Origin of the sequence: Rothia sp. HMSC065C03, assembly GCF_001837295.1 — a bacterium.
Taxonomy (GTDB): Bacteria; Actinomycetota; Actinomycetes; order Actinomycetales; family Micrococcaceae; genus Rothia.
This window is the reverse complement of the sequence record NZ_KV832006.1, coordinates 662313-687887: the sequence shown is the minus strand read 5'-3', so window position 1 is coordinate 687887 and position 25575 is coordinate 662313. Positions and strand designations below refer to the sequence as shown.

Sequence of the window (25575 nt, the reverse complement as noted above, 5' to 3'; positions counted from 1 at the left end):
CCATACCCGGGTGAATTTCAGCATCTTCGTACCGTGCCGTTATTCACCGTTGAGTCCTTACTTCCGGTCAGGCGCCCCTCTAGACACCTTCGGGGTGAGGTCTCACCAACGATTAGTGTGGGCCCCACGGACATAGTCAATGGGGATTATGTCCGCCACACTAATCCGGGGCTTTTAGGACATTGCATGACTTCGTGGTGGTTCGCCCGCCACGCTATAAATTTACCTGCCGGCACGGGTAACATAGCCGGGTTCTCTACTCACTCGGTAACCCACCCGCTGCAGAACGCATCTTGATTTTTGTGTTGTTCAGAAGATACGTCCTGTAGCAAAAGAACGAGGGGCACCTCTGCCAGGTGCCCCTCGTTTTTATATGCGCGTTGCAGTGTTTATTAGCTGCCGCGCCGTTGAGTAAATGCCACGCTCTTAGTAGATACCGCGCCGCGCGGTCCAGCGGATCGTGCCACGCTCAAAGTCCATGTAGTACACGCCGTTCGCGTAGGACTCGTCGCCGCGTGCCGCACCGTAGCGAGCGGTATTCTTCTCCCAGTGCTTGAAGATTGCGCCGTTACCGTTGGTCTCGTACGCACCGTACGCATCCGACCAGAGCAGCACCTTGCCGGAGGCGAATCGCACCTGAGCACCCGTGGAGGTGGCGGTTTCATCGGTCACCGGTGCACCCCAGGTGCCGCGGTGCTGCAGGAAACGGTGGTAGAACGCGCCGCCGGTGTGCAGGCGGTGGGTGCCGGTCTGTGCGGACCACACGTAGGTGGTGCTACCGGTGAATTCCTGCTTGATGATGCCGTTGCCCAGATTCTGCTCGTCAGTGGTAGGCACGCCCCTCATGCCAGCTGCACGCCAGGTCGCGTAGATGGAGCCGCGCTCATTGATGATGTGGGTGCCGTACGCGTTGGACCAGTAGGCGCCTTCACCGTTAGCGAAGGAGACTGCGATGGTGTCGGAGCGGGTTTCCTCGTCGGTGGTCAGGCCGCGGAATCGTGCCACGTCCGAGCGGAACTTATAATCCAGGCCGCCGTTGGTGACCAGCCAGTGCGAACCGTGAGAGTTCGTCCAGTAGATGGTCTTGCCGTTGGTGAACTTCTGCGCATACACGCCGTGACCCAGAGAGTACTCGGTGCCAATCGGGTTGCCGTAGAAGGAACGATTCTTATTCCAGAAGTTACCGATGCCGGTGCGAATATCAATCGAGCCAGTCGCGGTGGTCACCACGTTAGAATCCTGAGCGGCGCGATCTTCTGCCGCACGGTCTTCCGCTACGCGATCCTGGCCGTTCGACCAGTTGCGGTGCACAGCCTTCGGGTTCTTCGCCAGAACCTTCAGATCGTTCACGGTGCCGGGGAAGAAGTTCGAGTCACCCACGAACGGGCCCGAGTCGGTGAACTGCCAAATGTCGTAGCCGCTCCAACCCGCCGGAATTGCACCCACCACGGTGGAGTAGCTCGCCAGGTGCAGCGGCAGGGTGCCGAACTGCTGGGAACCCACGCAGTGTGACCACCAGGAGGTCGCGGTGTACACCATGGGGTCGCGTCCGGTCAGCGAACGGTAGGTGTCCACGAAGTCGCGGGTCCACGCGGTCAGTTGCGCCGGGGTCATGTTGTAGCAGGTGTTGCCGTAGGCGGGGTAGGGGTTGAACTCGATGTCCAGCAGGCCGGGCAGGGTCTGGCCGTCAGCAGTCCACGCGCCACCATTCTGCACGAAGTAGCGTGCCTGATCGGCACCCGAAGAGGTGCGGGGGTTCGCAAAGTGGTAGGCACCGCGAACCATACCGACCTGCGCCGAACCGTTGTACTGCTGACCGAAGTAGGGGTTGGTGTAGTAGCCGCCCTCGGTTGCCTTCACGTAGGCGAAGCGGGAACCTGCGGCGTAGGCGCTTGCCCAGTCCACGTTCTGCTGGTGTGAGGAGACATCCATGCCGAGGGTGCCGCCGGAGGGGGTCCACGCGGAGCGGCCCTGTGCCAGTGCCTGACCGGATGCCACGCCCTGCGCGGAGCTCTGGTGTGCGGCAATACCGCTCAGGGTTGCGGTAGAAGCGGGGGAGGTTGCGCCGGTGCGTGCGTTCGCGGTGCCCAGGCGCTCGCGCTCGCCCGCACCCATGGCGGGGTTGGAGTGTTCGACGAGGGATGCATCCGGGGCGGGGGCGTAGGTGAGCTCCTCGTAGGAGGCGCCGAGGTCGACCTCTGCGGCTGCGCTCGCGCTGGGGGCAGCAAATGCGGCGGGAACGGAGGTGAGGGATGCGGCGACCAGGGAGAGTGCACCTGCGGACGCCATGATGGAGCGGGCTGCCGCAGAGCGCGCGGCAGTCTGGAGTTTCTTCATAGGTTTTTGCCTGTGTTTGAGAGGTGGATGTGTCGATGTGGCCCTGTGTGGGGGCTTCTGACACGAGTGAATAGTGGGGCAGTTGGGTGAGGTTTATGTGTCAATTGTTGCCGCGTCAAGCGACCGGCACAGCTATCAGCCTACGGTACCTGCACCGCTGTGCGCAATGATTTGGCATGTCATTCTGGCGGCATATCTTTCGCAGAGTGCACAGTAATTTGGGGTCTTTGGGGGACCTGTTTAGTTTTGCGGCTTGTCGGTGTATTTATGGGCTCAGTTTTTTTGCGAAAAATTTTAGGTGGGTGACACGCCGGGGCATTGCGAATTTCATTCTGTGGACTGCTCTGTCGGAGGTTGCGCTGCAGGGGCTTTGGCTTGCGGGCATAAGGAAAGGGGTGGGCCGCACACACAAAGACCCACCCCTCATGTTCCGGGTACTGTATTTGGCGCGGCCTCGCACCGGCACCCGGAGTTTCATGGTCGATGCAGGAGAGATGAAGAGTCATCGACCATGTATATGGTGCCTGTTGGCACGTTTTTCTCGGCTCTTCCCGCCCGCTCTTTCAGGTTCTGATGTCCGGCTGAAAGAGACGGGTGGGAAGAGGCGAAAGCTTGTGTTTCCCGAAAGGCTTAGAGGAACTTGGCGATGTCCTCGACCAGCGGCTTGAGGGTCTCGCGATCGATGTACTCAGCCTTGCCGGTCTTGTAGCATTCGAGCATCTGCTGAATACCTTCGTTCGGGTGCGGGTTCGCCATGAGCCATGCGCGCACCGGGCCCTTCAGGGCGGTCTTGTGAGCCAGCGAAATCTTGTCGAAGTCGATGCCGCCACGCAGGTGGTAGATGGGGCGACCTTCGGTCAGTTCGGGGGTGTAGCTCTTGGCGACGGCCTTGTCGAGCAGCTTCTTGGAGTACTCACCGGTGAAGGAGACGGTGAAGAACGCGGTGCGGTTCTTCTTGGGCGCAATGACCGGCAGGATCTTCTTACGAAGTGCCGGTGCGCCGTTGAGGAATCCACCGTAGTCACTGCCGGCAATCACGAAGGCGTCGAATGCCTCTGCCTGCTCGGGGGTGACCTTGGAGGCGGGGACAGTCTCAACTTCGGGAGCCTGCGGGAGTGCACGCAGATCTTCTGCCAGCCAGGTGGCGTACTGTTCGGTGTAGCCGTAGGTGGAGCCGAAGATAATCAGCACGCGAGTAGTCATCTGTGAACCTTCCAGATATATTTCGCATTTCAAATACTAATTATGGGTTCCAATATAGGCTAGGCGCGCGAAAATGTGAAATCGCCTAGCTCTTGGAGCCCTATCTATCTTCTCATAGCCCACTCTGAGTGTCTCTATGTTTTTGAAATACGATCGAAGGTTCTCGAGTGTGACTAAATATTGCGCAGCAAGGGGTTTATATAGGTAAAAAGTACCCTAATTTACTTTCCGGGCGAGGCGGGGGTGGTTGGGGTAAAAATTGGCTTGGTTTGGTGTGTTCCATGGTGGAGGAGCGGCGTCATAGATGCGACGTGAAACACAATTTCTTCGATGGAAAGAGTTGGGAGAAACATACCCAAGAGGGCGTAAAACCCCTATAATTGAGAAAGAGTCCCACGCATCCGGCATGTGGTTACCTGTTAGAACGCGTGGGAATAATTGGGAATTTGACGTTAGTCTTCCCCGGAAAATCAGTGTGAACCCTCAGTGGTCGCACAAAACAACACACAAAGGTTAGGTACATGAGGCGCGCAAAAATCGTTGCAACCATCGGTCCGGCAATCGAGTCCCCCGAGAAGATCTCCGAGGCAATCAAGGCTGGCCTGAACGTCGCCCGTCTGAACATGAGCCACGGTGACCACGCCGAGCACCAGGCACGCTACGACACCATCCGTGAACAGTCTGCAAAGCTTGGTAAGGACGTTGCGATCCTCGCCGACCTGCAGGGCCCCAAGATCCGCCTCGAGCGTTTCGCAAACGGCAAGGAATACCTTGAGCCCGGTGCAGACTTCACCATCACCTCCGAAGACGTTGAAGGTACCGCAGAAATCTGTGGTACCACCTACAAGGGTCTGCCCGGCGACGTAAAGCCCGGCGACAAGCTCCTGCTCGACGACGGTAAGATCCGCCTCGAAGCTATTGAGGTAACTCCCACCCGCGTTCGCACCCGCGTGGTCGTCGGCGGTCCCATCTCCAACAACAAGGGCATCAACCTGCCCGGCGCAGCAGTCTCCCTGCCCGCGCTGACCGAGAAGGACGCAAACGACCTGCGCTTCGCACTGAAGATGGGTGCAGACATCATTGCACTCTCCTTCGTCCGTACCGGTGCAGACGTTGATCCCGTTCACAAGATCATGGAAGAAGAGGGTATCCGCGTACCCGTCATCGCCAAGATCGAGAAGCCCCAGGCTGTTGAGAACCTGCAGGACATCATCGACAAGTTCGACGGCATCATGGTCGCTCGTGGTGACCTCGGCGTTGAGCTGCCCTTCTCCGAGGTTCCCCTCGTCCAGAAGAAGGCAATCGACATGGCACGCCGCTGGGCAAAGCCCGTCATCGTGGCAACCCAGGTGCTCGAGTCCATGACCGACAACCCCGTCCCCACCCGTGCAGAGGTTTCTGACTGCGCTAACGCAATCCTCGACGGCGCAGACGCAGTGATGCTCTCCGGCGAGACCTCGGTCGGTAAGTACCCGATCCTGACCCTGCAGGCTATGGCTGCAATCGTTCAGGATACCGAAAAGGGCGGCCTGTACCGCGTGCCCGAGCTGGATCGCAAGCCCCGCACCCGCGGTGGCGCAATCACCCGCGCGGCAGTGAACATTGCCGACCAGCTGGACGCAAAGCTCATCGTAACCTTCACCCAGTCCGGTGACTCCGCACGTCGTCTGGCACGTCTGCGCCCCGAGACCCCGATCGTTGCGTTCACCACCAGCTCGAAGGTTCGCTCCTTCCTGTCCATGCTGTGGGGCGTTGACGCTGAGCAGGTTGAGATGATCACCGATCAGGAAGGTCTGTTCCACTTCGTGGACGAGTACCTGCTGAAGAACGGTCTGGCAGAAGCTGGCGACCTGGTCGTCGTTGCTGCTGGCGCTCCCGCAGGTCGCGCAGGTACCACCAACATGGTTCAGGTACACCGCGTCCACGGTGCTGAGGGCGAGCGCGAGACTCTGCGTCCTTACGAGGAGAACGAGGTCAAGCGCTAAGCCGCTCACCATTCTTTCCGATGCGTAGCTGAGGGTAATCCTTCGCCTGCACGCTCGGTGTATAGAGACCGCCGCCCGGTCGTGAACTCTCACGGTCGGGCGGTGGTTTCTTGTGTCTGAGGGGGGATCGCCTCCGGACGGTTGCGCGAGGGAGTTGCGCGGGGAGCGGGCATGCGCGGGTATAGAAAAAGCGGCGGGAAAGCTTGAAACTTTCCCGCCGCTTTTGCGTTGGTGCCCGAGGTGGGACTCGAACCCACACTCCGAAGAACCTGATTTTGAGTCAGGCGCGTCTGCCAATTCCGCCACTCGGGCGTATTACGCATTCGTGCGTAACACCTTTAGAATTCTAACCCAGGCTGTCTGGAAAATCTAATCTATCTGACGTGTTGGGAACGTTGTGGCGGGGCGGGGAGCGTGTGCTGAGAGCTTCCGTCTGGCTCCCGGTGCGCCTCGACTGGAGACGCCCTGCGGCGTAAATCCTGAGCTCAGGGTGAACCGGCGCCACTTATCCACAGGTGGAGGCGGGGGAGAAAGCGCGCATCCTGTATCCTTAAAGACTGACTAACCATCCCCGTTCGCCTTCGCGGCTGGGGGCCACCTCAACGTTAAGAAAGTGATCACGGCTCGTGTTCAATTCTCTCTCCGACCGCTTGACGGCAACTTTTAAGAACCTGCGCGGCAAGGGCCGCCTCTCCGAGGCAGACATTGATGCAACCGTCCGCGAAATCCGCCGCGCCCTGCTCGACGCTGACGTCGCCGTCCCCGTGGTCCGCGAATTTACCGCCCACGTGAAGGAACGCGCTCTCGGTGCGGAAGTTTCCGAGGCGCTGAACCCCTCCCAGCAGATCGTCAAGATCGTGAACGAGGAGCTGGTGAGCATCCTCGGCGGTTCGACCCGCCGCATCAACATGGCGAAGAGCGGCCCGACCATCATCATGCTGGCGGGTCTGCAGGGTGCCGGTAAGACCACCCTGGCGGGCAAGCTGGCTCACTGGCTGAAGGGCCAGGGCCACACCCCGATGCTGATTGCATCCGACCTGCAGCGCCCCAACGCTGTGACCCAGCTGAAGGTCGTTGGTGAGCGTGCGGGCGTGCCCGTGTACGCGCCGCACCCCGGTGTGACCAGCGAGTTTGACGTACCCACCGGCGATCCCGTGCAGGTGGCACGTGACGGTGTGGCTGAGGCTCGCGCTAAGCTGCACGACGTGGTGATTGTCGATACCGCGGGTCGTCTGGGTGTTGACGCTGAGCTCATGCAGCAGGCACGTAACATTCGTGACGCTATTGAGCCGCACGAAGTTCTGTTCGTCATCGACGCGATGATCGGTCAGGACGCCGTGAACACCGCTAACGCCTTCAACGAGGGCGTGGACTTCACCGGTGTGGTCCTGTCCAAGCTGGATGGTGACGCCCGCGGTGGTGCGGCTCTGTCTGTGGCTTCGGTGACCGGCAAGCCGATTATGTTCGCCTCCACCGGTGAGAACGTCACTGACTTTGAGCAGTTCCACCCGGACCGTATGGCAAGCCGCATCCTGGATATGGGTGACATCCTGACCCTGATTGAGCAGGCTGAAGCTCAGTGGGATAAGGCTGAAGCCGACCGCATGGCGAAGAAGTTCATCGATCAGGAAGACTTCACTTTTGAGGACTTCCTGGCTCAGATGCAGCAGATTCGTAAGCTCGGCTCCATGAAGAAGCTACTCATGATGATGCCCGGTGCGGCTCAGATGCGCCAGCAGCTTGAGGCTTTTGACGAGCGCGAGATTGACCGCGTGGAGGCGATTGTTCGCTCCATGACCCCGCACGAGCGTGTGGCTCCGCGCATCATTAACGGTTCTCGCCGTGCCCGTATTGCTAAGGGTGCTGGCGTGACCGTGTCTGAGGTGAACCAGCTGATGGAGCGTTTCGCTCAGGCTCAGAAGATGATGAAGAAGCTCGCTTCGGGCAAGATGCCCGGCATGCCCGGCGGTATGCAGATGCCCGGTATGGCGGCTGCGGCGGGTGGCGCTCGTAAGAACGCGAAGAACAACAAGAAGAAGAAGGCTCGCTCCGGCAACCCGCAGAAGCGTGCGGCGCAGGAGGCGGCAGCAGCTAAGGCGCAGCAGGCTCGCGCCGGTGCTGCGTTTGGTCAGCAGGCTCAGAACCAGGAGATGGATTTGTCCAGCATGAACCTGCCGAAGGGCTTCGAGAAGTTCCTGCAGTAAGAGCAAATATGAGCCCCGAGAGGGGTGGTACGGGTGCGCACGTGGTTACGGGGCGCACCCGTACCGGTATGGTGCCCGGTTTGGGCGTGTGAAGGGAAGGTATCAATGGCTCAGAACGAGCAGAATTGGGATCGAGAGAACGCGGATGATCAGCTGAATGAGCAGGTCACGCCGTGGTCTCAGCGCGCCTTCGCTGATGATGCTGTAGAGGAACCTGCCGGCGAGTCTGCCGTCGAGTCTGCAGATGAACTTGCAGATAACTTCGCGGGCTACCTTGAGGGTGACTTCGCGGGCGACTTCGACAATGATTCGAACATCCTTCCCGGGTATACCCCCGTCTGGGCGCGTATCGCCCTCGAGTACGGTGAGCAGTCCGCCGAGCTGGCTGGCGACCTCGTCTACTCCAGCGAGAGCGACGACCCCGCGGTCGACGACGTTGCCGCAACCATTCTGAACCTCATTCGTGAGGCCCGCAGCATGCACGATGAGGTGAAGGCGGAAGACCCCGATAAGCAGCGCGCCTGGAACGACCGCACGAAGGTTGACCGCCTCGCCGCCGCACTGGAGAGCGAAGAGTGGACCGTCGATAAGCTCACCGGCATGTGGGAGGATGCCCCCGCACCCGCCGGTAGTGGCGAGTCGGATAGCCCCGAGTACCTGCGCGTCCAGGATGAGGAACGCACCGCCGAGAAGCAGCGCAATGAGCGCATCGAGCAGACCATGGAGCTGGAGGAGAAGATTCAGCGCCGCCGCATCATGGCTCGTTCCACCACCGATGAGGAGCTGATTGCCGCCCTCATTGAGGCGACCGCCGCCTCCCCGGAGCTGATTGCTTACGAGATGGGTGAGCACCAGGTGCAGCTCTACGTGCTCTGCGCGGTGGACGATGAGGGCTACATGAACGTGCTGGAGGTCGCTGACGGCCACCTGCACGTGGGTACCCCCGTTGAGGATTATGTGGCTCAGCTGGTGGAGCATCTGCCGGTCACCGGTGCCGCCCTGGAGGGCGAGGCAACCGTGTGGGAGGAGCTGCCCAATGGTCAGGGCGAGCTGGAGTTCCTGGTGGACGGCGACGCCGCCATGCTCGTTGACCTGCCCATTGACATGATTACCGGGCTTCTTTTGGCGTACCTTCCTGCCGGTACTCGGCAGGTTGTTGCCGCACCGGCGGGGGAGTGGACCCTCATTTCTGCCGACCCGGTGGACCTCATGGCTCTGCTGGGCCTGCTGAACTGCAACGCCCTGATTGCTGAGGGCAACGCGAACCAGCAGCACCTGGTGGTGTACGAGGAACCCGCCCGTGAGCCCTACTCGGATGAGGAGTGGTACCTGGAGGCGTTCGGCGAACCCTATGAGAACATCGTGGAGGAGTTCACCTGGCAGCGTGTGCCTAAGCGCCTGAACCGTGCCCTCAGCCGTGAGGAAGTGGCGCGTTTCGGCGGCGTGTTGGAGGATCTGCTCTCGGAGCTTCCCGGTAGCGCCCCGGAGCTTTCGGGCTCGAAGATTTTCGGTTCCGATGAGGAGGAAATTGAGCAGGGCATCGCTAATGTCATGGCGATGTTTGGCGTGGAGGCTGATTCCATTACTGGTCGCCGCCTGAACGCGTACCTGCGCGATACGAGCAACACCTTGGCTCTGGAGTCGGTGTTGCAGCTGCTGGATGTTCCTACCGAGCTGGCGCTGGTTCCGACCACCGGTTTTGATGCGGCGTCGATTAGCACGGCGCGTGTCTTCGGTAACGAGGATGAGGAGCTCGCACAGCCCGCAGCTGAATCTGCTGGTTCTGCTGAATCAGCTGATGCGGCTGAAGCTACTGATGAGGCGCAGACTTCTGAAGCTCTGGACGTTACCTTCCCCCTGGATGACTCCGTTGCCGAGGCGCTCGCCCTTGACCATGAGGCTGTTGAGCCCGGTGATGCAGAGGCCGATTCCTTCGAGGATGACGAGGAGATTGAACCCTACCCGGGCGGCTACACCTCGCCCATGGAGCGTAGCTACCGCCTGGTTGCGACCGGTCGCCGCGTGACTCTCGCCGAGTGGATGGATGCCATCAGCGAAGGTCATATTCCTTTCGAGTACACTCACATGTCTTTCCCGGAAGACGCTGAGGAAGAAGACTTCCTGGACTCTGAGGCGTTTGACGACTTCGAGGGCCACTACGAGCAGGACCGCGATTTCGATAAGGACGACGCGCAGCCTACGGGTGGCAGGAATTTCACCCCGGAGGAAGAAGAAGCTGTTCTTGCCCATTTGAGGGCTGCCCTCGCACCGTACTCCAGCCAGTCTTCCGCAACGCAGGCTGAGGCTACCTCGGCTGATGCCGCGGCAGGCGACGAACCTGCGCCGAATGCATCGCAGGATGCCGTGCCTCAGGCACCGGCATCCCAGAGCCCCGCACCGCAGAGTTCATCCACTCAGGGCCCCGCGCCTCGTTCGCGCCGCAAGCGCCTGACCCCGGAACAGATTCGTGCGAAGACCCGCCGCGTGGGTCTTGTCCTGGGCGCGGATGTGACGGCTCAAAGCGCTATTGCCCTGACCCTGGCGAATGTGGCGCGCCGCCGCCGTGCTCAGGGTAAGGCGAGCCGTAAGTTCTCGGTGGCTGCGGCACTCTTTGCCCTGAACGCCACGGTTGAGTCGGCGCTGATTCCGACGGTTCTGCGTTCATTTGAGCAGACGCAGATGAAGAAGCATGCCCGCCCGGTGGCGGATGCTGAGCTGGTGCATCCGGGTGACACCGCAGGGGAGCAGCCCTCGACCAAGAAGCGCACTTTGATTGATGATTTGCGTGAGGGTCACTACCGCACGGTGGAGGATGCCGCCCCGTCCACGGAGCAGGCACCCTCTGGACTGCGTGAGCGTGCCCTGGGTATAGTGCGTAGCATCAGGCAGCGCGCTGCGAAGAAAACCGACCGCTAAAGGAAAGAAGCCATGAAGGATTCCTATCTGAGCGATGAAGAGCTGAAGGCTTTTATCGCCACCTTGCCCACGCGCCGTTTGGCGGCGGGCGCGCTGATTCGTAATGAGCGCGGTGAGATGCTGCTGGTGAAGCCGAACTATAAGGACGGCTGGATTCTTCCCGGCGGCACCGTGGAGGCTGGCGAGGCGCCCAAGCCTGGTTGTGAGCGTGAGATTGTGGAGGAGCTGGGCCTGGATGTGAAGCTGGGCCGCGTGCTGCTGATTTTCCACGGCTTGTCGCTGGGTGTGTGGGGCGATTCGACCTACTACATGTATGACGGCGGCGTGATTGCGGCGGATACGAAGATTACCCTGCAGGACGCCGAGCTGGTGACCTATGAGTGGGTGGCTCCGGAGAACCTGGAGGGTTACGTGCGCCCCTCGATGGTGGATCGCCTGCGCGAGTGCTACCGGGCAATTGAGACGGGGGAGACTCTGGAGATGAGCAACCTCGACTAATGTCGGCTACGCTGCGGCTCGCCGGGGCATCTATTTGAGCCGAGTAACAGCCGAGTGGCCGGGCATAGCCGGGCACATTACGGGCACAGAACGCTGTTTAAAAGTGATGTTCGGTGCCTGCGGCAATTATTTTTCCGTGTCGCTAGCTTAAAATCTTGGGCTCTGATACCCTAGCTGAGTACCCGGCGACGCGCGACCCCTCTCTTCGCGCGCCGTTGTGTCCATAGAGGCGCCGTGAATGGCCCGCCCCACGGGTGCTGAACCGTGTGCCTCGCACCAAATTATGAAACAGGAGTAACCACTAAAGTGGCTGTTAAGATTCGTCTCAAGCGTATGGGTAAGATCCGCGATCCTCGTTACCGCGTCGTGATCGCTGATTCGCGCGTCAAGCGCGACGGTAAGACCATCGAAGAGATCGGTATTTACCACCCGACCGAGCACCCCTCGCGTATCGAGATCAACTCTGAGCGTGCTCAGTACTGGCTCTCCGTCGGCGCTCAGCCGACCGAGCAGGTTCTGGCTCTGCTGAAGCTCTCGGGCGACTGGGCTGCATTCAAGGGCGAGAAGGCAGAGTCCAAGGTTCTGCCCGTCGAGGCTAAGGCTGAGTTCGTTGTTCCCGAAAAGGGTTCCGTGATCCTGCCCGAGGCTATCACCCCCAAGGCTGAGAAGGCTGAAGAGGCTGCTGAGGAAGCAGCACCCGAGGCTGAGGCTGAGGAAGCAGCTGAGTAATCATGTTGGCTGACGCACTCGAACACCTGGTTCGAGGGATTGTCGATCGTCCGGAGGACGTGAAGGTGCGCCTGCGCACTCAGCGTCACCGCGAGACCCTTGAGGTTCGCGTGCATCCGGATGACCTGGGCCGAGTTATCGGCAGGTCCGGTCGTACCGCCAAGAGCATCCGTCTGGTGATGGACGCTATTTCTGATGGCGAGCCGATGCGTATCGACATTATCGACACCGACAAGAAGCGACGCTAGCTCGTAACGTTTGAAGCGCCCCCGTTTCCGGTTTTTCCGGAGGCGGGGGCGTTCGCGTACCCGGGACTCTGTTTGTGGGCGCTCGCCCCGGTTGCAGCGGAGGTGGGGGAGAGATGCGGCAGAATGCGCCCGTCCGGAGTGCCCGGTAGAATAGTGGGAGCCGTGCACGTGCGCGGCGTAGGTTTTTAGCTTGTATCCAGCGGAGGAAAATTATGCAGGTTGTGGTGGCTCGTATCGGTAAGCCGCACGGTATTCGTGGTGAGGTGACGGTTCAGCTCTTTACTGATGCCCCGCAGGAGCGTTTTGCCCGCGGTGAGGTGCTCGGTATCGAGAATTTCAAGCCCGGCTCTGCTGCCGCTTCGGTGGCGCCCACCGGTGAGCTGACGGTTGCCGGTGCCCGCTGGAACAAGAAGATTCTGGTGGTCCGTTTTGATGAGGTGACCACCCGCAACCAGGCTGAGGAGCTGCGCGGCAGCCGCCTGGTCTACGAGGTGCCCGAGGACGAGGGCGACGAAGAGGGCTTCTACGAGCAGGAGCTGGTGAACCTGCCCGTGTACCTGCTCGCTGACGTGCCCGAGGGCGAGAGCCCCGTGGATAACCCGGCTGTGGGTAAGCCGCTGGGTAAGGTGACCGGTCTGCAGACCATGCCGGTTCAGGACCTGCTACTCATTAAGCTGGCTCGTTCGCCGCGTCTTGCCTCCGGCGCGGGTGAAGAGATCATGATTCCTTTTGTTGAGGAGATTGTGCCCGAGGTGGTTCCCTCGACCGAGGACGAGCCCGGCTTTGTGTTGCTGACCCCTCCGGCGGGTCTGATTGACCTGGTCGAGGATGCTGAGCAGGCTACTGAGCAGGCGGGGGAGTAGTCCGTGCGCTACGATGTGGTCACGATTTTCCCCGAGTACCTGGAACCGCTGAAGCTGTCCCTGCTGGGTAAGGCGCGTGAGAAGGGCCTGGTGGACCTGCACCTGCACGACTTGCGCGAGTACACGTTTGACCGTCACCGCACGGTGGATGACACCCCGTACGGCGGTGGCGCGGGCATGGTCATGAAGGCGGAGCCCTGGGGCCTGGCGCTGGATGAGGTGCTTGCCGCCTCCCCGCTGAATGCCGCCTCCGAAGGCGATGCTGAGGGTACCGAGCCCGCCGAACCCTCCGCCGATACCCGTCCGCTGCTGATTGTCCCGTCCCCGGCGGGTGCCGTTTTCGATCAGGCAATGGCGTACGAGCTGGCGGAGGAGAAGCATATTGTCTTCGCCCCGGCACGCTACGAAGGCATTGACGAGCGCGTGCTGGACTGGGCGCAGGAGAGCTTCCGCGTGATGCCCGTGTCCCTGGGCGACTACGTGCTTTACGGTGGTGAGGTTGCGGTCATGGCAATGATTGAGGCTATCACCCGCCTGATTCCCGGCGCGATGGGCAACCCCGCCTCCCTCGAGGAGGAGTCGCACACGGGCGGCCTGCTGGAGTACCCGGTGTACACGAAGCCCGCCGTGTGGCGTGACCGTGAGGTGCCGGAGGTGCTGCTGTCGGGTAATCACGGTGCGATTGCGCGTTGGCGTCGTGACCGTCAGATTGAGCGCACCCTGGAGCGCCGCCCCGACCTGCTGGAGGCGTACCCGGTGGAGCAGTGGGATAAGAAGGACCGCCGCTTCTTGGCTGAGCGCGGGGTGCATTTTGCGAACCCTGCGAAGGCGGCTCAGAAGAAGGCGAAGAAGAGCCCCGCACCGCAGGCTGATAGTGCGACTCAGGCAGATACAGCCCAGCCCGAGGCAAATTCCTAGGCCTCGAAGAAGCGCTCGCGAGCGCCTCATGATCCTCTGAATGGGGGTTAGCGTCATATAACTGTTAGTTGGCGCTAACCCCTATTTTTTGTGCCCGCGACCCGTTATTCTGAGGGTAACCTCGCTAAGAACATAGCCTACCTATATATAGGTGGCGCGAGGTGGTAATACGCTTTCATCGATGAAAGCACGTACTCAACAGAAGGAGGACACATGTCCGTTGTTAAGGTTCACCGTCTTGCTGTCGTTGGCGACAACCAGGCTGAGCTGGAGAAGCGCTTCGCTGCTGCCCGCCACATCGCTGACTCTTTCCCCGGCTTTGAGGGCTTTGAGCTGTGGCGCCCCCTGGATGAGGGTGGCGACTACTTTGTGGTGACCCGCTGGGTTGATGAGGCAAGCCACGATGCGTACGCGGCGGCTCGTCGTGAGCGTGACCCGAACACTGTTGTCTCTCACGCTGATGGCACCATGAGCTTCGAGAAGGTGGAGTTCGGCGAGTAACCTGTCACTCTGGGGAATTAATAGGTAAAACCCATCGGTAATCGCTCTGAGTAGGGGTTTATCTCATTTTTATCTCAAATAGTGAGGGGCCGCACTAACTTTTCTGTATATTGCTTTAAGTGGGTATTAGCCCATGTGGAGGCGATATAGGGAAGGGTCGGTGCGGCCCCTCCTTGATTTTTCGGGGCATAAAATCTGCAGGTATTTCGTGGTGGTTGGATATGTGGGTTCGGCGCTATAAAACACCTGAATTGTGGTCAATAAATGCCCCTGAAATCCTTCAATCCGAAAGTGACACTTTAATGCAAAAAGGTTATTATTGTTCCCGAGAGCACACTTCGTCCGTGCCGGTAGTTCGGGCGAGGACAGCGATCCCCTCTCGGTTACATCGCATGAGACAGCCGAGTCACTCAAGGGAATATTCAGCGCACCCGTGTGAGTACCTCCTCTGCATAGGAAGGTCTGGCAGGGGAGCCGACTCAACTATCACGTATTCACACAAGTGGTGCATGGTACTGGACCCCGCAATATATGGGATGGGAGCTTGGTGGTTCGAGCGTTCATCGTGGTTGATGACCCTCCCAGCCGCGGATAGAAAAGTGCTTTGCTTAGCGGGTGAGCAACTCGGTGGTCCGGACCGAAGCTCACCCGCTCCGCTGTTTAAAACCGACTTTTACACGTCCCAGACTTGGACTATACGTTACCTAGCGTTCCTGTACCTAGTGCTTTTCGGGTACCGGGCGCTCGCGGAACTCGATTGGCCGCTTCGCCTTGGGCAGCGAGTACATGACGCGCAGGTACGCATCCTCGACCAGCTCCTCCAGCACCCGCTCGGTGACACCCTCGCCGGCTCCCACAGAGATCCAGTGCCGCTTATTCATGTGCCATGCCGGAATAATGCTCGGGTAGATGCGCCGCAGCACCTCCGACTCTTCCGGGTCGGTCTTCAGGTTCACAATGGGGTAGCCGATACCCTCCGTGTACATGGCGAACATCTTGCCGCCGATGCGGTACACCGTGTGCTCGGGCCCGAACGGCTGGTCGGAGGTTGCCAGAGGCATGGCGAGCGCGATGCGGTACAGGGTCTGCTCCAGGTCCTCGGGCCGCAGAACTTTGGGGGAGGGGTTTGTGCTCATAGCTTCGAGTCTAGTGCCCCGCACGGTACCCCGCCTAGCACGCAACCTAAAACTCTCGTACCCTCAGCCGAATCCACGCTAAAATAGGTAACTATGGCTGAATTTATTTATCAGATGATCAAGGCCCGCAAGACTGTGGGCGACAAGGTCATCCTTAACGACGTGACGATGTCGTTCTTCCCCGGCGCCAAGATCGGTATGGTTGGTCCGAACGGTGCGGGTAAGTCGACCATCCTGAAGATCATGGCTGGCCTCGACCAGCCCTCCAACGGTGAAGCACGCCTGACCGCAGGCTACACCGTGGGTATCCTCATGCAGGAGCCGCCGCTGAACGAAGAGAAGACCGTTCTGGGCAACGTTGAAGAAGGCGTGGGCGAAATCAAGTCCAAGCTGGACCGCTTCAACGAAATCTCCGCTCTCATGGCTGAGCCCGACGCTGACTTCGACGCCCTCATGGAAGAAATGGGTCAGCTGCAGGAAGCTATCGACGCCGCTAACGCATGGGACCTCGACTCCCAGCTGGAGCAGGCAATGGAGGCGCTGCGCTGCCCGCCCGCTGACATGCCCGTCACCCACCTCTCCGGTGGTGAGCGCCGCCGCGTGGCACTGTGCAAGCTGCTGCTGCAGAAGCCTGACCTGCTGCTGCTCGACGAGCCCACTAACCACCTGGACGCAGAGTCCGTGCTCTGGCTGGAGCAGCACCTGCAGTCCTACGAGGGTGCCGTCATCGCGATTACCCACGACCGTTACTTCCTCGACCACGTTGCCGAGTGGATCGCTGAGGTTGACCGCGGTAACCTGTACCCCTACGAGGGTAACTACTCCACCTACCTGGAGAAGAAGCGCTCCCGCCTCGAAGTTCAGGGCAAGAAGGACGCTAAGCTCGCTAAGCGCCTGAGCGAGGAACTGGACTGGGTCCGCTCCAACGCTAAGGGCCGCCAGGCTAAGTCGAAGGCTCGTCTGGCACGCTACGAGGAGATGGCTGCGGAGGCTGAGAAGACCCGCAAGCTTGACTTCGAAGAGATTCAGATTCCTCCGGGACCCCGCCTGGGTAACGTCGTTATTGAGGCTGAGAACCTGCAGAAGGGCTTCGACGGCCGTTCCCTGATTAACGGCCTGTCCTTCTCCCTGCCCCGTAACGGCATTGTCGGTGTGATTGGTCCTAACGGTGTGGGTAAGTCCACCCTGTTCAAGACCATCGTTGGCCTGGAGCCCCTGGACGGCGGCGAGCTGAAGGTCGGCGAGACCGTGAAGATCTCGTACGTTGACCAGAACCGCGCGAACATCGACCCGGAGAAGAGCCTCTGGGAGGTCGTCTCTGACGGTCTGGACTACATCCAGGTCGGCAACGTTGAAATGCCTTCGCGTGCGTACGTTTCCGCGTTCGGCTTCAAGGGCCCGGACCAGCAGAAGAAGGCGGGTGTGCTCTCCGGTGGTGAGCGTAACCGTCTGAACCTGGCGCTGACCCTCAAACAGGGCGGTAACCTGCTGCTGCTCGATGAGCCCACTAACGACCTGGACGTTGAGACCCTCGCATCCCTGGAAAATGCGCTGCTGGAATTCCCCGGCTGTGCAGTGGTCGTCTCCCACGACCGTTGGTTCCTGGACCGCGTGGCAACCCACATCCTGGCGTGGGAGGGCACCGATGAGAACCCGGATCAGTGGTACTGGTTCGAGGGTAACTTCGAGTCCTACGAGAAGAACAAGATTGAGCGCCTCGGCCCTGAGGCTGCTAAGCCGCACCGCGTGGTGCACCGCAAGCTGACCCGATAGGGTTTGGTGGTAAGCCCCGCCTCCTGATGCTGTTATGACGCAGGAGGCGGGGCTTCGCTGTGTCTGCTGGGGAAGGGGTATAGTCCTGCTATCTCACGTGTTGTTCCGCTACGTGGTGGGTTATTCGTCGGTAGAAATAGTTCGCTCAGTGGCGACCGATATATCGTGGCGGATTTCATATTCACGGTTTATAATGGGTATGCACGTAAGTGCAACTGACACATGTGATTACGAAGAGAAGAGCATTATGCTTTCAAAATATAACTGGATGTCCTTGGTTGCCGGTCTGTTGCTGATTGCAGCGGCAATCTACATGTTCGCCAATCCCGCTATTCCGCTGGTAGTTCTGGGTTATGTGTTCTCCATTTCGGTGTGGCTTGGTGGCGTGTTTGAACTGGTACGTTACTTCGGCACGCCAAAGCAGGCACGTACCGGCTGGGACCTGGTTGACGGCATCTTGACCGTGGTGGCTGGCCTGATTCTGCTGACTGCCTCGGTGGGTGCACAGGCAACCTTCATCCCGACCATTGTGGGTACGTGGATGATTATGTGGGCGCTGATTCGTCTGATGACTGCCCAGGCCATGAAATACCTGAGCTACGCCGCCGGACGCCACCTGCAGCTCTCTGCTATTGGTACCCTTATTCTGGGCTTGCTCGTGGTGCTGTTCCCGATAATCTACGGCGTGGCGGCAGTATGGATGGCAGCACTGGGTCTTCTGGTGACCGGTCTGGTATTCGTGGGTGACTTCTTTGTTTCCCGCCGCACCAAGAGCACCGTGCACATTTCCCCGGACGGTGTTATTGACGGCGAAGCTAAATAAGAGCTTCTTCGCCCCGTCTAGAACGTACACTAGAACATAAGAAAGACCGTGTGAGACAACCACCTCACACGGTCTTTCTGTATGCTCTGCCAGGTTCGCCTGACGCCTTCCGGTAGTCCTAGCGGTGCTCTGCTTTATCGATATTCCGGCAGGCGGAACATCATTTCCTGCGCCACGGTCGCCACCAGCTCACCGGAACGATTGAAAATCGAACCCTGCGCGAGCATCCTGCCGCCCTGCGCACTCGGGGAATCCAGCACGTACAGCAGCCACTCGTCGGCGCGCGCCGGGCGGTGGAACCACATCGCGTGATCCAGCGAGGCGCTCTTGAGGCCCGGTTCCAGCCAGAACTTGCCGTGACGACGCAGAGCAGGCTCCAGCGGCAGGTAATCCGAAGCGTAGGCGATAGCGGCGCGGTGCTCCGCCTCCGACGCCTCAGAACCATCAGCATGCACCAGGCGGTCAAAGGTCTTGAACCACACGCAGGCACGCGGCTGTGTCGAGGAGGCATCCGGCTGAGTGTACAGGGGCGCATCCACGTGGCGCATATCAATCGGACGTTCCCACGCTACCGCCTGTGCAATGGGGTGGGGGAGCTGGCCCAGATAATCGCTGACCTTCGGAAGGGACTCGGGGTCCGGAACCTCCGGCATGGTGACCGCGGTGTGCTCCGGGCCGCGGCTATCCGCCTGGAAAGACATAATTGCAGAGAACATGGGCGCCTCATCCTGGAACACCTGCACGCGGCGGGTCGAGAAGGAACGGCTATCGTTCAGGCGCTGAGTGGCGAAGAACAGTTCACGCTCAATATCGCCGGGACGCAGAAAATAGGCGTGAATCGAGTGGATGTCCTTGCCCTCCACCGTGCGGTCGGCGGCAATAATCGACTGGGCAAGAACCTGACCACCGAAAGTACGCGGCTGCTCGCGGGTGAGCGTCACGCCGGTAGACACTTCATCACTACCGAAGGAGGCGGGCGCCGCCTCCACGGGGGAGAGGTCCAGCATCCGCATGAGGTTTTGGGTCACAGTGGGCTTGGTCATGGTTTTATTCTCGCACGTTTTCAATGAGCCGGTTTCTGGCGTAGAGTGGGAGAGCATACTCTGAGACAACCACGACAGGTTGATTCGGAACATTGACTAGGAACAACGGCCCGGATTATCGATCTGGATGAACAATCCGGAACGTTCCCCTAACACACCATCGCATATATCACCCACCAACTTGCCACCGAGCAGGCCAACGCCGAAAAGGAGCAGAAATGACTACGCCGTCTGAAACCACCCCTGACAATACCCCCGTGCAGGAGAACGCTCCCGACCAGAACAGCGCACCGAATGCGGCGGCACCCATTGAGCTCAAGTACAACCCCCACGAAGGCGTGGAGGAGCCCTACCTGATCCTGCCCGGCGGCGCGCAGGGTGCCGCAGTGGTCAAGGACCTTGCCACCTACATTTCTCGCGCCCTGGCGGTGAACCCGGACGCCGCTATCCGCCTGACTGCGCGCGGCCGCGTGGTGGCGGTATTCGCCTGCTCCCTGGAGCCGGAGGATGCCTACTCGGACACCCCGGTCATCATGGGTCTGCGTGCCCTGCACCTGCTGGCTGACTCCACCCTGGACATGACCGTACAGGCGCAGGCGCTGCTGGACCGTCTGGCGCGTCTGCAGAAGCAGGCAGAAGAACAGCGCAACGAAGAGAACCCGCAGCTGGTGCTGTTCATGCCGCCGGTGACCGTCAACGCTAGCTGGGCTGGCAAGTCAGCCCCGCTCAGCGGCTGGTACGAGGTCGGTACCGTCCCGGTTGAAGAGTTCCACCGAGCCACCGCAGAAGGTCTGGAGGCGGTAGAACGTGCCCTGCCCGAGAACCCCGGTGCTGCTGTGCTTTCTACGGTGCGCTCGCGTATTTGGTCCTCCGATATGGTGCTGGAGTACCTACCTGAGTTCGATACCGTGCTTGTGCCGACCGGCGCGGCATTCGCCCTGCGCGTGTTCGGTTTCATCCCGGAAGGCTTCACGGGCGATCTGCCGTTGTTCGCGGCGCACGTAGGTTCGGAGGAGTGGCTGCGCATTGTGGCGCCCGCCGGTATGGTGCTGGTGCGCCGCGGGTCCGGTTCGCTACTCTAAACCGTTTGTTGAGACATTTCTAGATTTTTTACGCTGGTGGTGTGGGCTCTTTGTCTGCGCCACCAGCGGTTTTTCTATGCCGTATGACATCAACGGGGTAGTTGTAATAATGACATTCGATAGGGCATTACTTTACGAAAATAGGGTATTCTAGAAAGACTACGCCCTTTCACCGGGGCGTCTTTGACACACCGATTACCAGCCACACCGCACGGGAACTCTTCCGCCGCGCCCTCACCAGGCGCATTCTTCCCGTACGGATCGAAAGTGAGACCTATATGGATCTGATTGCAGTCGACATTGACGGTACCCTTGCCAGCAACCGAGATCAGATGGATAAGTACCTGACCGGTTTCTTCGCAAGCAACCGCCGATTCTTCAAGGCCATCCGCAACGCCACGGTCAATGTTGAAGTTGCCGACCGTGTTCGCGAAATCACAGCAGACACCGGCGCAGAGGTCGTAGTAATTACCGGCCGCGATGGCACCTACATGAAGGAATTGAACCAGTTCATCGCCCGCGCAGGTCTGGAACCCAAGCACGTGTTCGCTAAGCCCGGCAACGACGGCTCCAACAGCCCCGCATGGAAGGACTCCGTCATTGAGTCCCTGATTGCTGACGGCAACCGCATTATCCACGCTTTTGAAGACACCGACCACGAGGTGTACCTGCGCCGCGGCATTCCCGTCACCTGGGTCGCCCCGATTCGCGACTACATTGGCGAATGGCACTACGAGTCGATCGACATTGACCCGGTCGCCTGGGCTGCCGAGCAGCGTGAGAAGGAAGCCGCTCGTGAGCGTCAGAAGCGTCGCCTTGCGGAGGGCGTGCTCGCACACCAGAAGGCCGAGGCGAAGGAACGCCAGGCAAACGTCGCGGCATAAAACCCGCACACCAACTTGAGAGCTGCGGTGGGTAACCCACTCAAACGAATGAGGCGCCGGAAGGATTCAATCCTCCCGGCGCCTCATTCTAATGCTATATGCGTTGATCGAAGCTGATGTACGCGGCTGATTAGGCGGTTAGTTTACACAGTGCTGAGCAGTTCACGCAGACGAGTCGCAAAGGGGCCCGCCAGCTTATGGTGCGCCTTCTCCTTCAGATGCACGCCATCAGCCATGTCACCCTCAGCCAGGTAGAGGCTCTGCCAGCCCGAGGTGTCCATGAACAGCACGCCGGTCTCGCGGGCACCCTGCCTTGCCACCTCGTTTGCCACGTGACGCTTATGCGCCACCTGCTTATCCGGTGCAGACGCCTCATCCATAGACACCACACCACCGAACACAATCTTCGACGACGGGTACATACGTCGCAGCTGCTCAATGACCTGAGTCTGGTGAGCGTTCACGTGCTCGCGCGCCTTCGTCTCATCCTCGTGAATGTAAATGTCATTGCCGGAGGCGTCCAGGTAAATCACGCCGGGGTTACCGCTCGGCAGAGCCCAACGGCCACCCATCACACCCTGATAGTAGGAGGGGCACACACCCTCGCGGGCAGTCACAAAACCGATGCCGCCGCAACGGAACAGGTACGGGACGAAACCTGCCTGCTTCAGACCCAAACCAACCCAGGAGGTTGCGGTCACCTGCGAGTCACCAATCACCAGGGCATCCTTAGCGCCAAGAACATTGGTGTTACGCGGCAGACCGTTCGCCTTATCCCAGTAGAGTTCAGCCTTCTCAAACTTGGTGTACAGAACGCCCTTCTTGGATCGCCAGCTCACCGGCAGACCCTCCCAACCGGCAAAGTCGCTGTACCCGCGCTGCTTCCACCAGTGCTCGTAGACGCCGGATTCCACCGCAACCGGACCGTACTTGGGGGTGTACATGACCACGCCACCCTTGAACTGCTGAACCAGCATGTCGGCGGCATCAGCGGAGGTGGAGAACGGCGCCTGAATCTCACCGGTTGCCTGTGCGCCCTCCTTGCCGAAGGCGTTCTGCGCGGTGCGTTCCATCTTCTGAGCCGGGGTGGTCGGTTCCGGAGTCGGCTCGGGGGAGGGGGACTCGCTGGGGCTTTCCTGGGCCGACTGGGTAGGCTCGGCGCCCGTAGCAGCGGTAGCGGCGGTGCTACCGGGTGCGGTGAAGCCTCCTGCGGAGTACATGCCAAAGGAACCGGCGGCAACCACAGCAAGGATTGTGCCGGTCAGAGAAACTTTCGCGATAGGAGACTTGATAGAAGGCATGCACAACAGTATACGATAGGCGCAACCCCAAGTAGAGAGCTTTTGAGGGATATTCAAATGAAAATAACAAAAAATATGCACCGCAGTGACAAGAATTAGACTCGGTGCGCAAACCGGTGTGCAACTTGGGGCACAACTCAAAATAGAACCGGCATACCCCCCCATATAGAAACGTCCCCTCCCACCCCGAATCGGGGTAGAAGGGGACGAATAAAAACTTATGAGAGCAGGTGGCGAACCCGCCTCAGCTCACAAGCATTGTTAGATGTCAGCCGCCTGAACCTTCAGCGCACGAGCCACGCCGTCGCGTGCCTCCGCAATCTGACGGTACAGAGCCGCAGCATCCTCAGGCAGAGAAGCCAGGTACGCCTCGGTACGCTCCAGCAGCTCAGCGGTCGGCTCGCTCGGGTACATGCCACCAATAATCTGCATGGAAATCTCGTGCGAACGCGAACGCCAAATACCCTCAATCTGCTCGAAGTACGGCTCATCGTACTGGGCAATCAGCTCGGGCTTGCCGGACTTGAAACCGGAAATAGCGTAACGCTGAATCATGTTCGACAGCTCGCCGGTCACCATGATCTTGTTCCAGTACTCAGCCTTAGCCTCCGCGGTCGGAATCGATGCGTATGCCTGAGCGGCGTACTGCTGACCGTTCGCGGTGTTGTCGTTCTCCAGCTCCGCAGCAATCTGCTCGGCGGAGAAACGGCCACCGGTAGCCAGGCGACACACCAGGTTCCAACGCAGGTCAGCGTCAATGTCCAGGCCCTCAAGGGTCAGCTCCCCCTCGAAGAGGCGCTGCACATTGTTGTACTGCTCCTCGGTGCGGGTCTGGTTGATGAACGCCTGCAGCAGCTGCAGCTGAGCATCCGAGTCGGGCTCTGCGGCGTTAGCCAGCTCCCAGAGACGGTCAGCGGCACGGTGGCGGGTCTCCTCGCGAGCCTCAGGAGCCACGAAGGAGTGCAGGGTAGCGGACAGGTTGTTAATCTGGGTGCGCAGAGCGGTGGAGTTGGTCTCCTTGCCGATGTTGTTCAGCACCAGGTCAACGTACTTACGTGCCGGCATCTGAGCGTCACGCACGGTATCCCAGAGCGAACCCCAGACCACGCCGCGAGCCACGGACGAATCAATGTCGCCCAGGTGCTTGATAGCGGTCTCGATGGAACGCTCGTCCAGGCGAATCTTGGCGTACGCCAGGTCCTCATCGTTCAGCAGCAGCAGGTCGGGGCGCTTCTTACCGAGAGCCTCCTCAACCACGGTCAGCTCGCCGTCAATGTCCAGCTCGATGCGGTCGGTGCGGGTCAGCTTGCCGTCCACCAGGTTGTAGAAACCAATTACGGCACGGTGCGGGCGCAGGGTCTCGAAGCCCTCAGCGTAGGACTGGCGGATACCCAGGTTCGAAATGTTGCCAGCCTCGTCGTTCTCAATCTCAACGGCGAGAGTGTTCACACCAGCGGTCTCAAGCCACTTAGCGCTCCACGCACGCACGTCACGGCCGGAGGTGCGCTCCAGCTCAACCAGCAGGTCGTCCAGAACGGTGTTGCCCCAGCTGTGCTTGTCGAAGTACACCTTCAGAGCGGCCATGAAGTTCTCCTGGCCAACCCACGCCACCATCTGACGCAGCACCGAAGCGCCCTTCGCATAGGTGATGCCGTCGAAGTTCACCTGAACGTCGGCAAGGTCACGGATCTCAGCCACAATCGGGTGAGTCGAAGACAGCTGATCCTGACGGTACGCCCAGGTCTTCTCCGATGCGGCGAAGGTAGCCCACGCCTCCTTCGCGTAGCGGGTGTTCTCCGCAGCAGCCAGAGTCGACATGAACTCAGCGAAAGACTCGTTCAGCCACAGGTCGTTCCACCACTTCATGGTGACCAGGTCACCGAACCACATGTGAGCCAGCTCGTGCAGAACAGTGATAGCGCGGCGCTCACGCAGAGCCTCCGCAACCTTGGAGCGGAAGACGTAAGTCTCCAGGTAGGTCACGCAGCCAGCGTTCTCCATCGCACCGGCGTTGAACTCGGGCACGAACAGCTGATCGTACTTCTCGAACGGGTACGGGGTCTTGAACTGCTCCTCGTAGAACTCGAAGCCCTGACGGGTCAGCTCAAACATGTCCTCAGCATCCACGAACGGCATGAGGGACTTACGAGCGTACACGCCCAGCGGAATCACGCGACCCTCAGAGTTAGTCAGCTCGCTGGTGACCTTCTCGTAGGGGCCAGCCACAATCGCGGTAATGTACGAAGACATGCGCGGGGTCGGCTTGAAGAACCAGGTCTTCGCACGGCCGCAACCGCACTCCTTCTCCTCAACCTTCACCTCGGGCTGGTTAGACACAACCACCCAGTGCGAGGGAACGCGCACAATAAACTCGAATTCAGCCTTCAGGTCGGGCTGCTCAAAGACGGGGAACACGCGGCGGGAGTCCGGCACCTCAAACTGGGAGTACAGGTACACTTCGCCGTCGGCGGGGTCCACGAAACGGTGCAGACCCTCACCGGTGTTGGTGTAGAACATCTCTGCGTCAATGACCAGGGTGTTCTCAGCAGCAAGGTTCGGCAGCTGGATGCGCTCGCCGTCAGCCAGGTCGGTGCTCAGCTCTTCACCGTTGAGGTTAATGGACTTAACCGAGGAGGTGATGGCGTCAATGAAGGTGGAGGCACCTTCCTGAGCATCGAAACGGATTTCAACCTTCGAGGAGAAGACGTCTTTGTCCTTCGGCAGGTCGAGTTCAATACGGTACGAGTGCACACGCTTAATAATGGATGCGCGTTCGATTGCCTCGTTGCGGGTTAGGTTCAGGCCGGGCATACAGCTCCCTCTCCTTAGATGTGAATAGCGTGCCGTGTTGACACGCCCTGTCATGGTGCGCTGGTTCCCGAGGTGCGCGGCTCCTGCGACGCTGCATACGTAGCGCTGGAGGCGTTCAAGTTTGGGCGCGGCGAATCGGGACACCAAAAAGTGCCATATCCCACAGTCTACCGTATAGGTGGGGGTCTAGAAGGCTCCGCATTACCCGAACCCGCGCGAATTCGATACAGTTAAGACAGAAAAAACCCAAACGGGGAGCGTATCCCACCTGATGGATGCGCGGCGCACTCTAGCAACGGCGCTCAGAACTGAGAACCGGC

At 59.9% G+C, this 25575-nt stretch carries 19 protein-coding genes and 1 tRNA gene; 13 read left to right on the top strand and 7 right to left on the bottom strand.

What is annotated here, in order from left to right; translation table 11 throughout:
- Nucleotides 1–426: 426 nt before the first annotated feature.
- Together HMPREF2605_RS08360 and HMPREF2605_RS08355 are read right to left on the bottom strand one after the other, a co-directional pair.
- On the bottom strand, nt 427–2337 hold the full coding sequence (locus tag HMPREF2605_RS08360) for a GH25 family lysozyme (protein ID WP_070847944.1): 1911 nt from the start codon (nt 2335–2337) through the stop codon (nt 427–429).
- A 630-nt stretch (nt 2338–2967) separates the two neighbouring features.
- The gene (locus HMPREF2605_RS08355; protein WP_070847941.1) at nt 2968–3540 is read right to left on the bottom strand and encodes a flavodoxin domain-containing protein; all 573 of its coding nucleotides are present in this window, start codon (nt 3538–3540) and stop codon (nt 2968–2970) included.
- A 521-nt stretch (nt 3541–4061) separates the two neighbouring features.
- On the opposite strand from HMPREF2605_RS08355, the gene pyk reads away from it, so the two are divergent.
- On the top strand, nt 4062–5525 hold the full coding sequence (gene pyk, locus HMPREF2605_RS08350) for a pyruvate kinase (protein ID WP_070847937.1): 1464 nt from the start codon (nt 4062–4064) through the stop codon (nt 5523–5525).
- 229 nt (nt 5526–5754) lie between these two features.
- On the opposite strand, the gene HMPREF2605_RS08345 is transcribed toward pyk, so the two are convergent.
- A tRNA-Leu gene (locus HMPREF2605_RS08345) sits at nt 5755–5837 on the bottom strand.
- A 314-nt stretch (nt 5838–6151) separates the two neighbouring features.
- Between HMPREF2605_RS08345 and ffh the strand changes: the two genes are divergently transcribed.
- The 8 genes from ffh (at nt 6152) to HMPREF2605_RS08305 (ending at nt 14402) form a co-directional block, all read left to right on the top strand.
- A complete protein-coding gene (gene ffh, locus HMPREF2605_RS08340; protein ID WP_005505683.1) occupies nt 6152–7729 on the top strand; it encodes a signal recognition particle protein in 1578 nt (525 codons plus the stop codon).
- A gap of 105 nt (nt 7730–7834) precedes the next feature.
- A complete protein-coding gene (locus HMPREF2605_RS08335; protein WP_070847934.1) occupies nt 7835–10645 on the top strand; it encodes a hypothetical protein in 2811 nt (936 codons plus the stop codon).
- Between the two features lie 12 nt (nt 10646–10657).
- Nucleotides 10658–11143, top strand: a complete 486-nt coding sequence (locus tag HMPREF2605_RS08330; RefSeq protein WP_070847931.1) for an NUDIX domain-containing protein — start codon at nt 10658–10660, stop codon at nt 11141–11143.
- Between the two features lie 306 nt (nt 11144–11449).
- On the top strand, nt 11450–11872 hold the full coding sequence (gene rpsP, locus HMPREF2605_RS08325; RefSeq protein WP_005505689.1) for a 30S ribosomal protein S16: 423 nt from the start codon (nt 11450–11452) through the stop codon (nt 11870–11872).
- Nucleotides 11873–11874: 2 nt separating this feature from the next.
- A complete protein-coding gene (locus HMPREF2605_RS08320; RefSeq protein ID WP_005505691.1) occupies nt 11875–12120 on the top strand; it encodes an RNA-binding protein in 246 nt (81 codons plus the stop codon).
- 212 nt (nt 12121–12332) lie between these two features.
- Entirely contained in the window at nt 12333–12983 is a 651-nt protein-coding gene (rimM, locus tag HMPREF2605_RS08315; RefSeq protein ID WP_070634724.1) for a ribosome maturation factor RimM, read from the top strand.
- 3 nt (nt 12984–12986) lie between these two features.
- A complete protein-coding gene (gene trmD / locus HMPREF2605_RS08310) occupies nt 12987–13901 on the top strand; it encodes a tRNA (guanosine(37)-N1)-methyltransferase TrmD (RefSeq protein ID WP_070847928.1) in 915 nt (304 codons plus the stop codon).
- Nucleotides 13902–14114: 213 nt separating this feature from the next.
- A complete protein-coding gene (locus tag HMPREF2605_RS08305) occupies nt 14115–14402 on the top strand; it encodes an antibiotic biosynthesis monooxygenase family protein (RefSeq protein ID WP_070847925.1) in 288 nt (95 codons plus the stop codon).
- Nucleotides 14403–15121: 719 nt separating this feature from the next.
- On the opposite strand, the gene HMPREF2605_RS08300 is transcribed toward HMPREF2605_RS08305, so the two are convergent.
- A complete protein-coding gene (locus tag HMPREF2605_RS08300; protein WP_070634722.1) occupies nt 15122–15538 on the bottom strand; it encodes an MmcQ/YjbR family DNA-binding protein in 417 nt (138 codons plus the stop codon).
- Nucleotides 15539–15631: 93 nt separating this feature from the next.
- Here HMPREF2605_RS08300 and ettA point away from each other — a divergent pair, with 93 nt between their 5' ends.
- Both ettA and HMPREF2605_RS08290 read left to right on the top strand, forming a co-directional pair.
- The gene (ettA, locus tag HMPREF2605_RS08295) at nt 15632–17311 is read left to right on the top strand and encodes an energy-dependent translational throttle protein EttA (protein WP_005508129.1); all 1680 of its coding nucleotides are present in this window, start codon (nt 15632–15634) and stop codon (nt 17309–17311) included.
- 247 nt (nt 17312–17558) lie between these two features.
- Nucleotides 17559–18134 carry an HdeD family acid-resistance protein gene (locus tag HMPREF2605_RS08290; protein ID WP_246828194.1) on the top strand — a complete coding sequence of 192 codons (576 nt, stop codon included), beginning with the start codon at nt 17559–17561 and terminating at the stop codon, nt 18132–18134.
- Between the two features lie 134 nt (nt 18135–18268).
- On the opposite strand, the gene HMPREF2605_RS08285 is transcribed toward HMPREF2605_RS08290, so the two are convergent.
- Nucleotides 18269–19177, bottom strand: a complete 909-nt coding sequence (locus HMPREF2605_RS08285) for an acyl-CoA thioesterase (protein ID WP_049342090.1) — start codon at nt 19175–19177, stop codon at nt 18269–18271.
- Between the two features lie 218 nt (nt 19178–19395).
- Between HMPREF2605_RS08285 and HMPREF2605_RS08280 the strand changes: the two genes are divergently transcribed.
- Nucleotides 19396–20259 carry a DUF8185 domain-containing protein gene (locus HMPREF2605_RS08280; protein ID WP_070847920.1) on the top strand — a complete coding sequence of 288 codons (864 nt, stop codon included), beginning with the start codon at nt 19396–19398 and terminating at the stop codon, nt 20257–20259.
- A 278-nt stretch (nt 20260–20537) separates the two neighbouring features.
- Complete coding sequence (locus tag HMPREF2605_RS08275) at nt 20538–21143, top strand: phosphatase domain-containing protein (RefSeq protein ID WP_049345629.1); 606 nt, start codon at nt 20538–20540, stop codon at nt 21141–21143.
- A gap of 143 nt (nt 21144–21286) precedes the next feature.
- Here HMPREF2605_RS08275 and HMPREF2605_RS08270 read toward each other — a convergent pair whose 3' ends face one another.
- The gene (locus HMPREF2605_RS08270; RefSeq protein ID WP_246828193.1) at nt 21287–22444 is read right to left on the bottom strand and encodes an SGNH/GDSL hydrolase family protein; all 1158 of its coding nucleotides are present in this window, start codon (nt 22442–22444) and stop codon (nt 21287–21289) included.
- Nucleotides 22445–22705: 261 nt separating this feature from the next.
- The gene (gene pepN / locus HMPREF2605_RS08265) at nt 22706–25255 is read right to left on the bottom strand and encodes an aminopeptidase N (protein WP_070847915.1); all 2550 of its coding nucleotides are present in this window, start codon (nt 25253–25255) and stop codon (nt 22706–22708) included.
- Nucleotides 25256–25575: the final 320 nt, after the last annotated feature.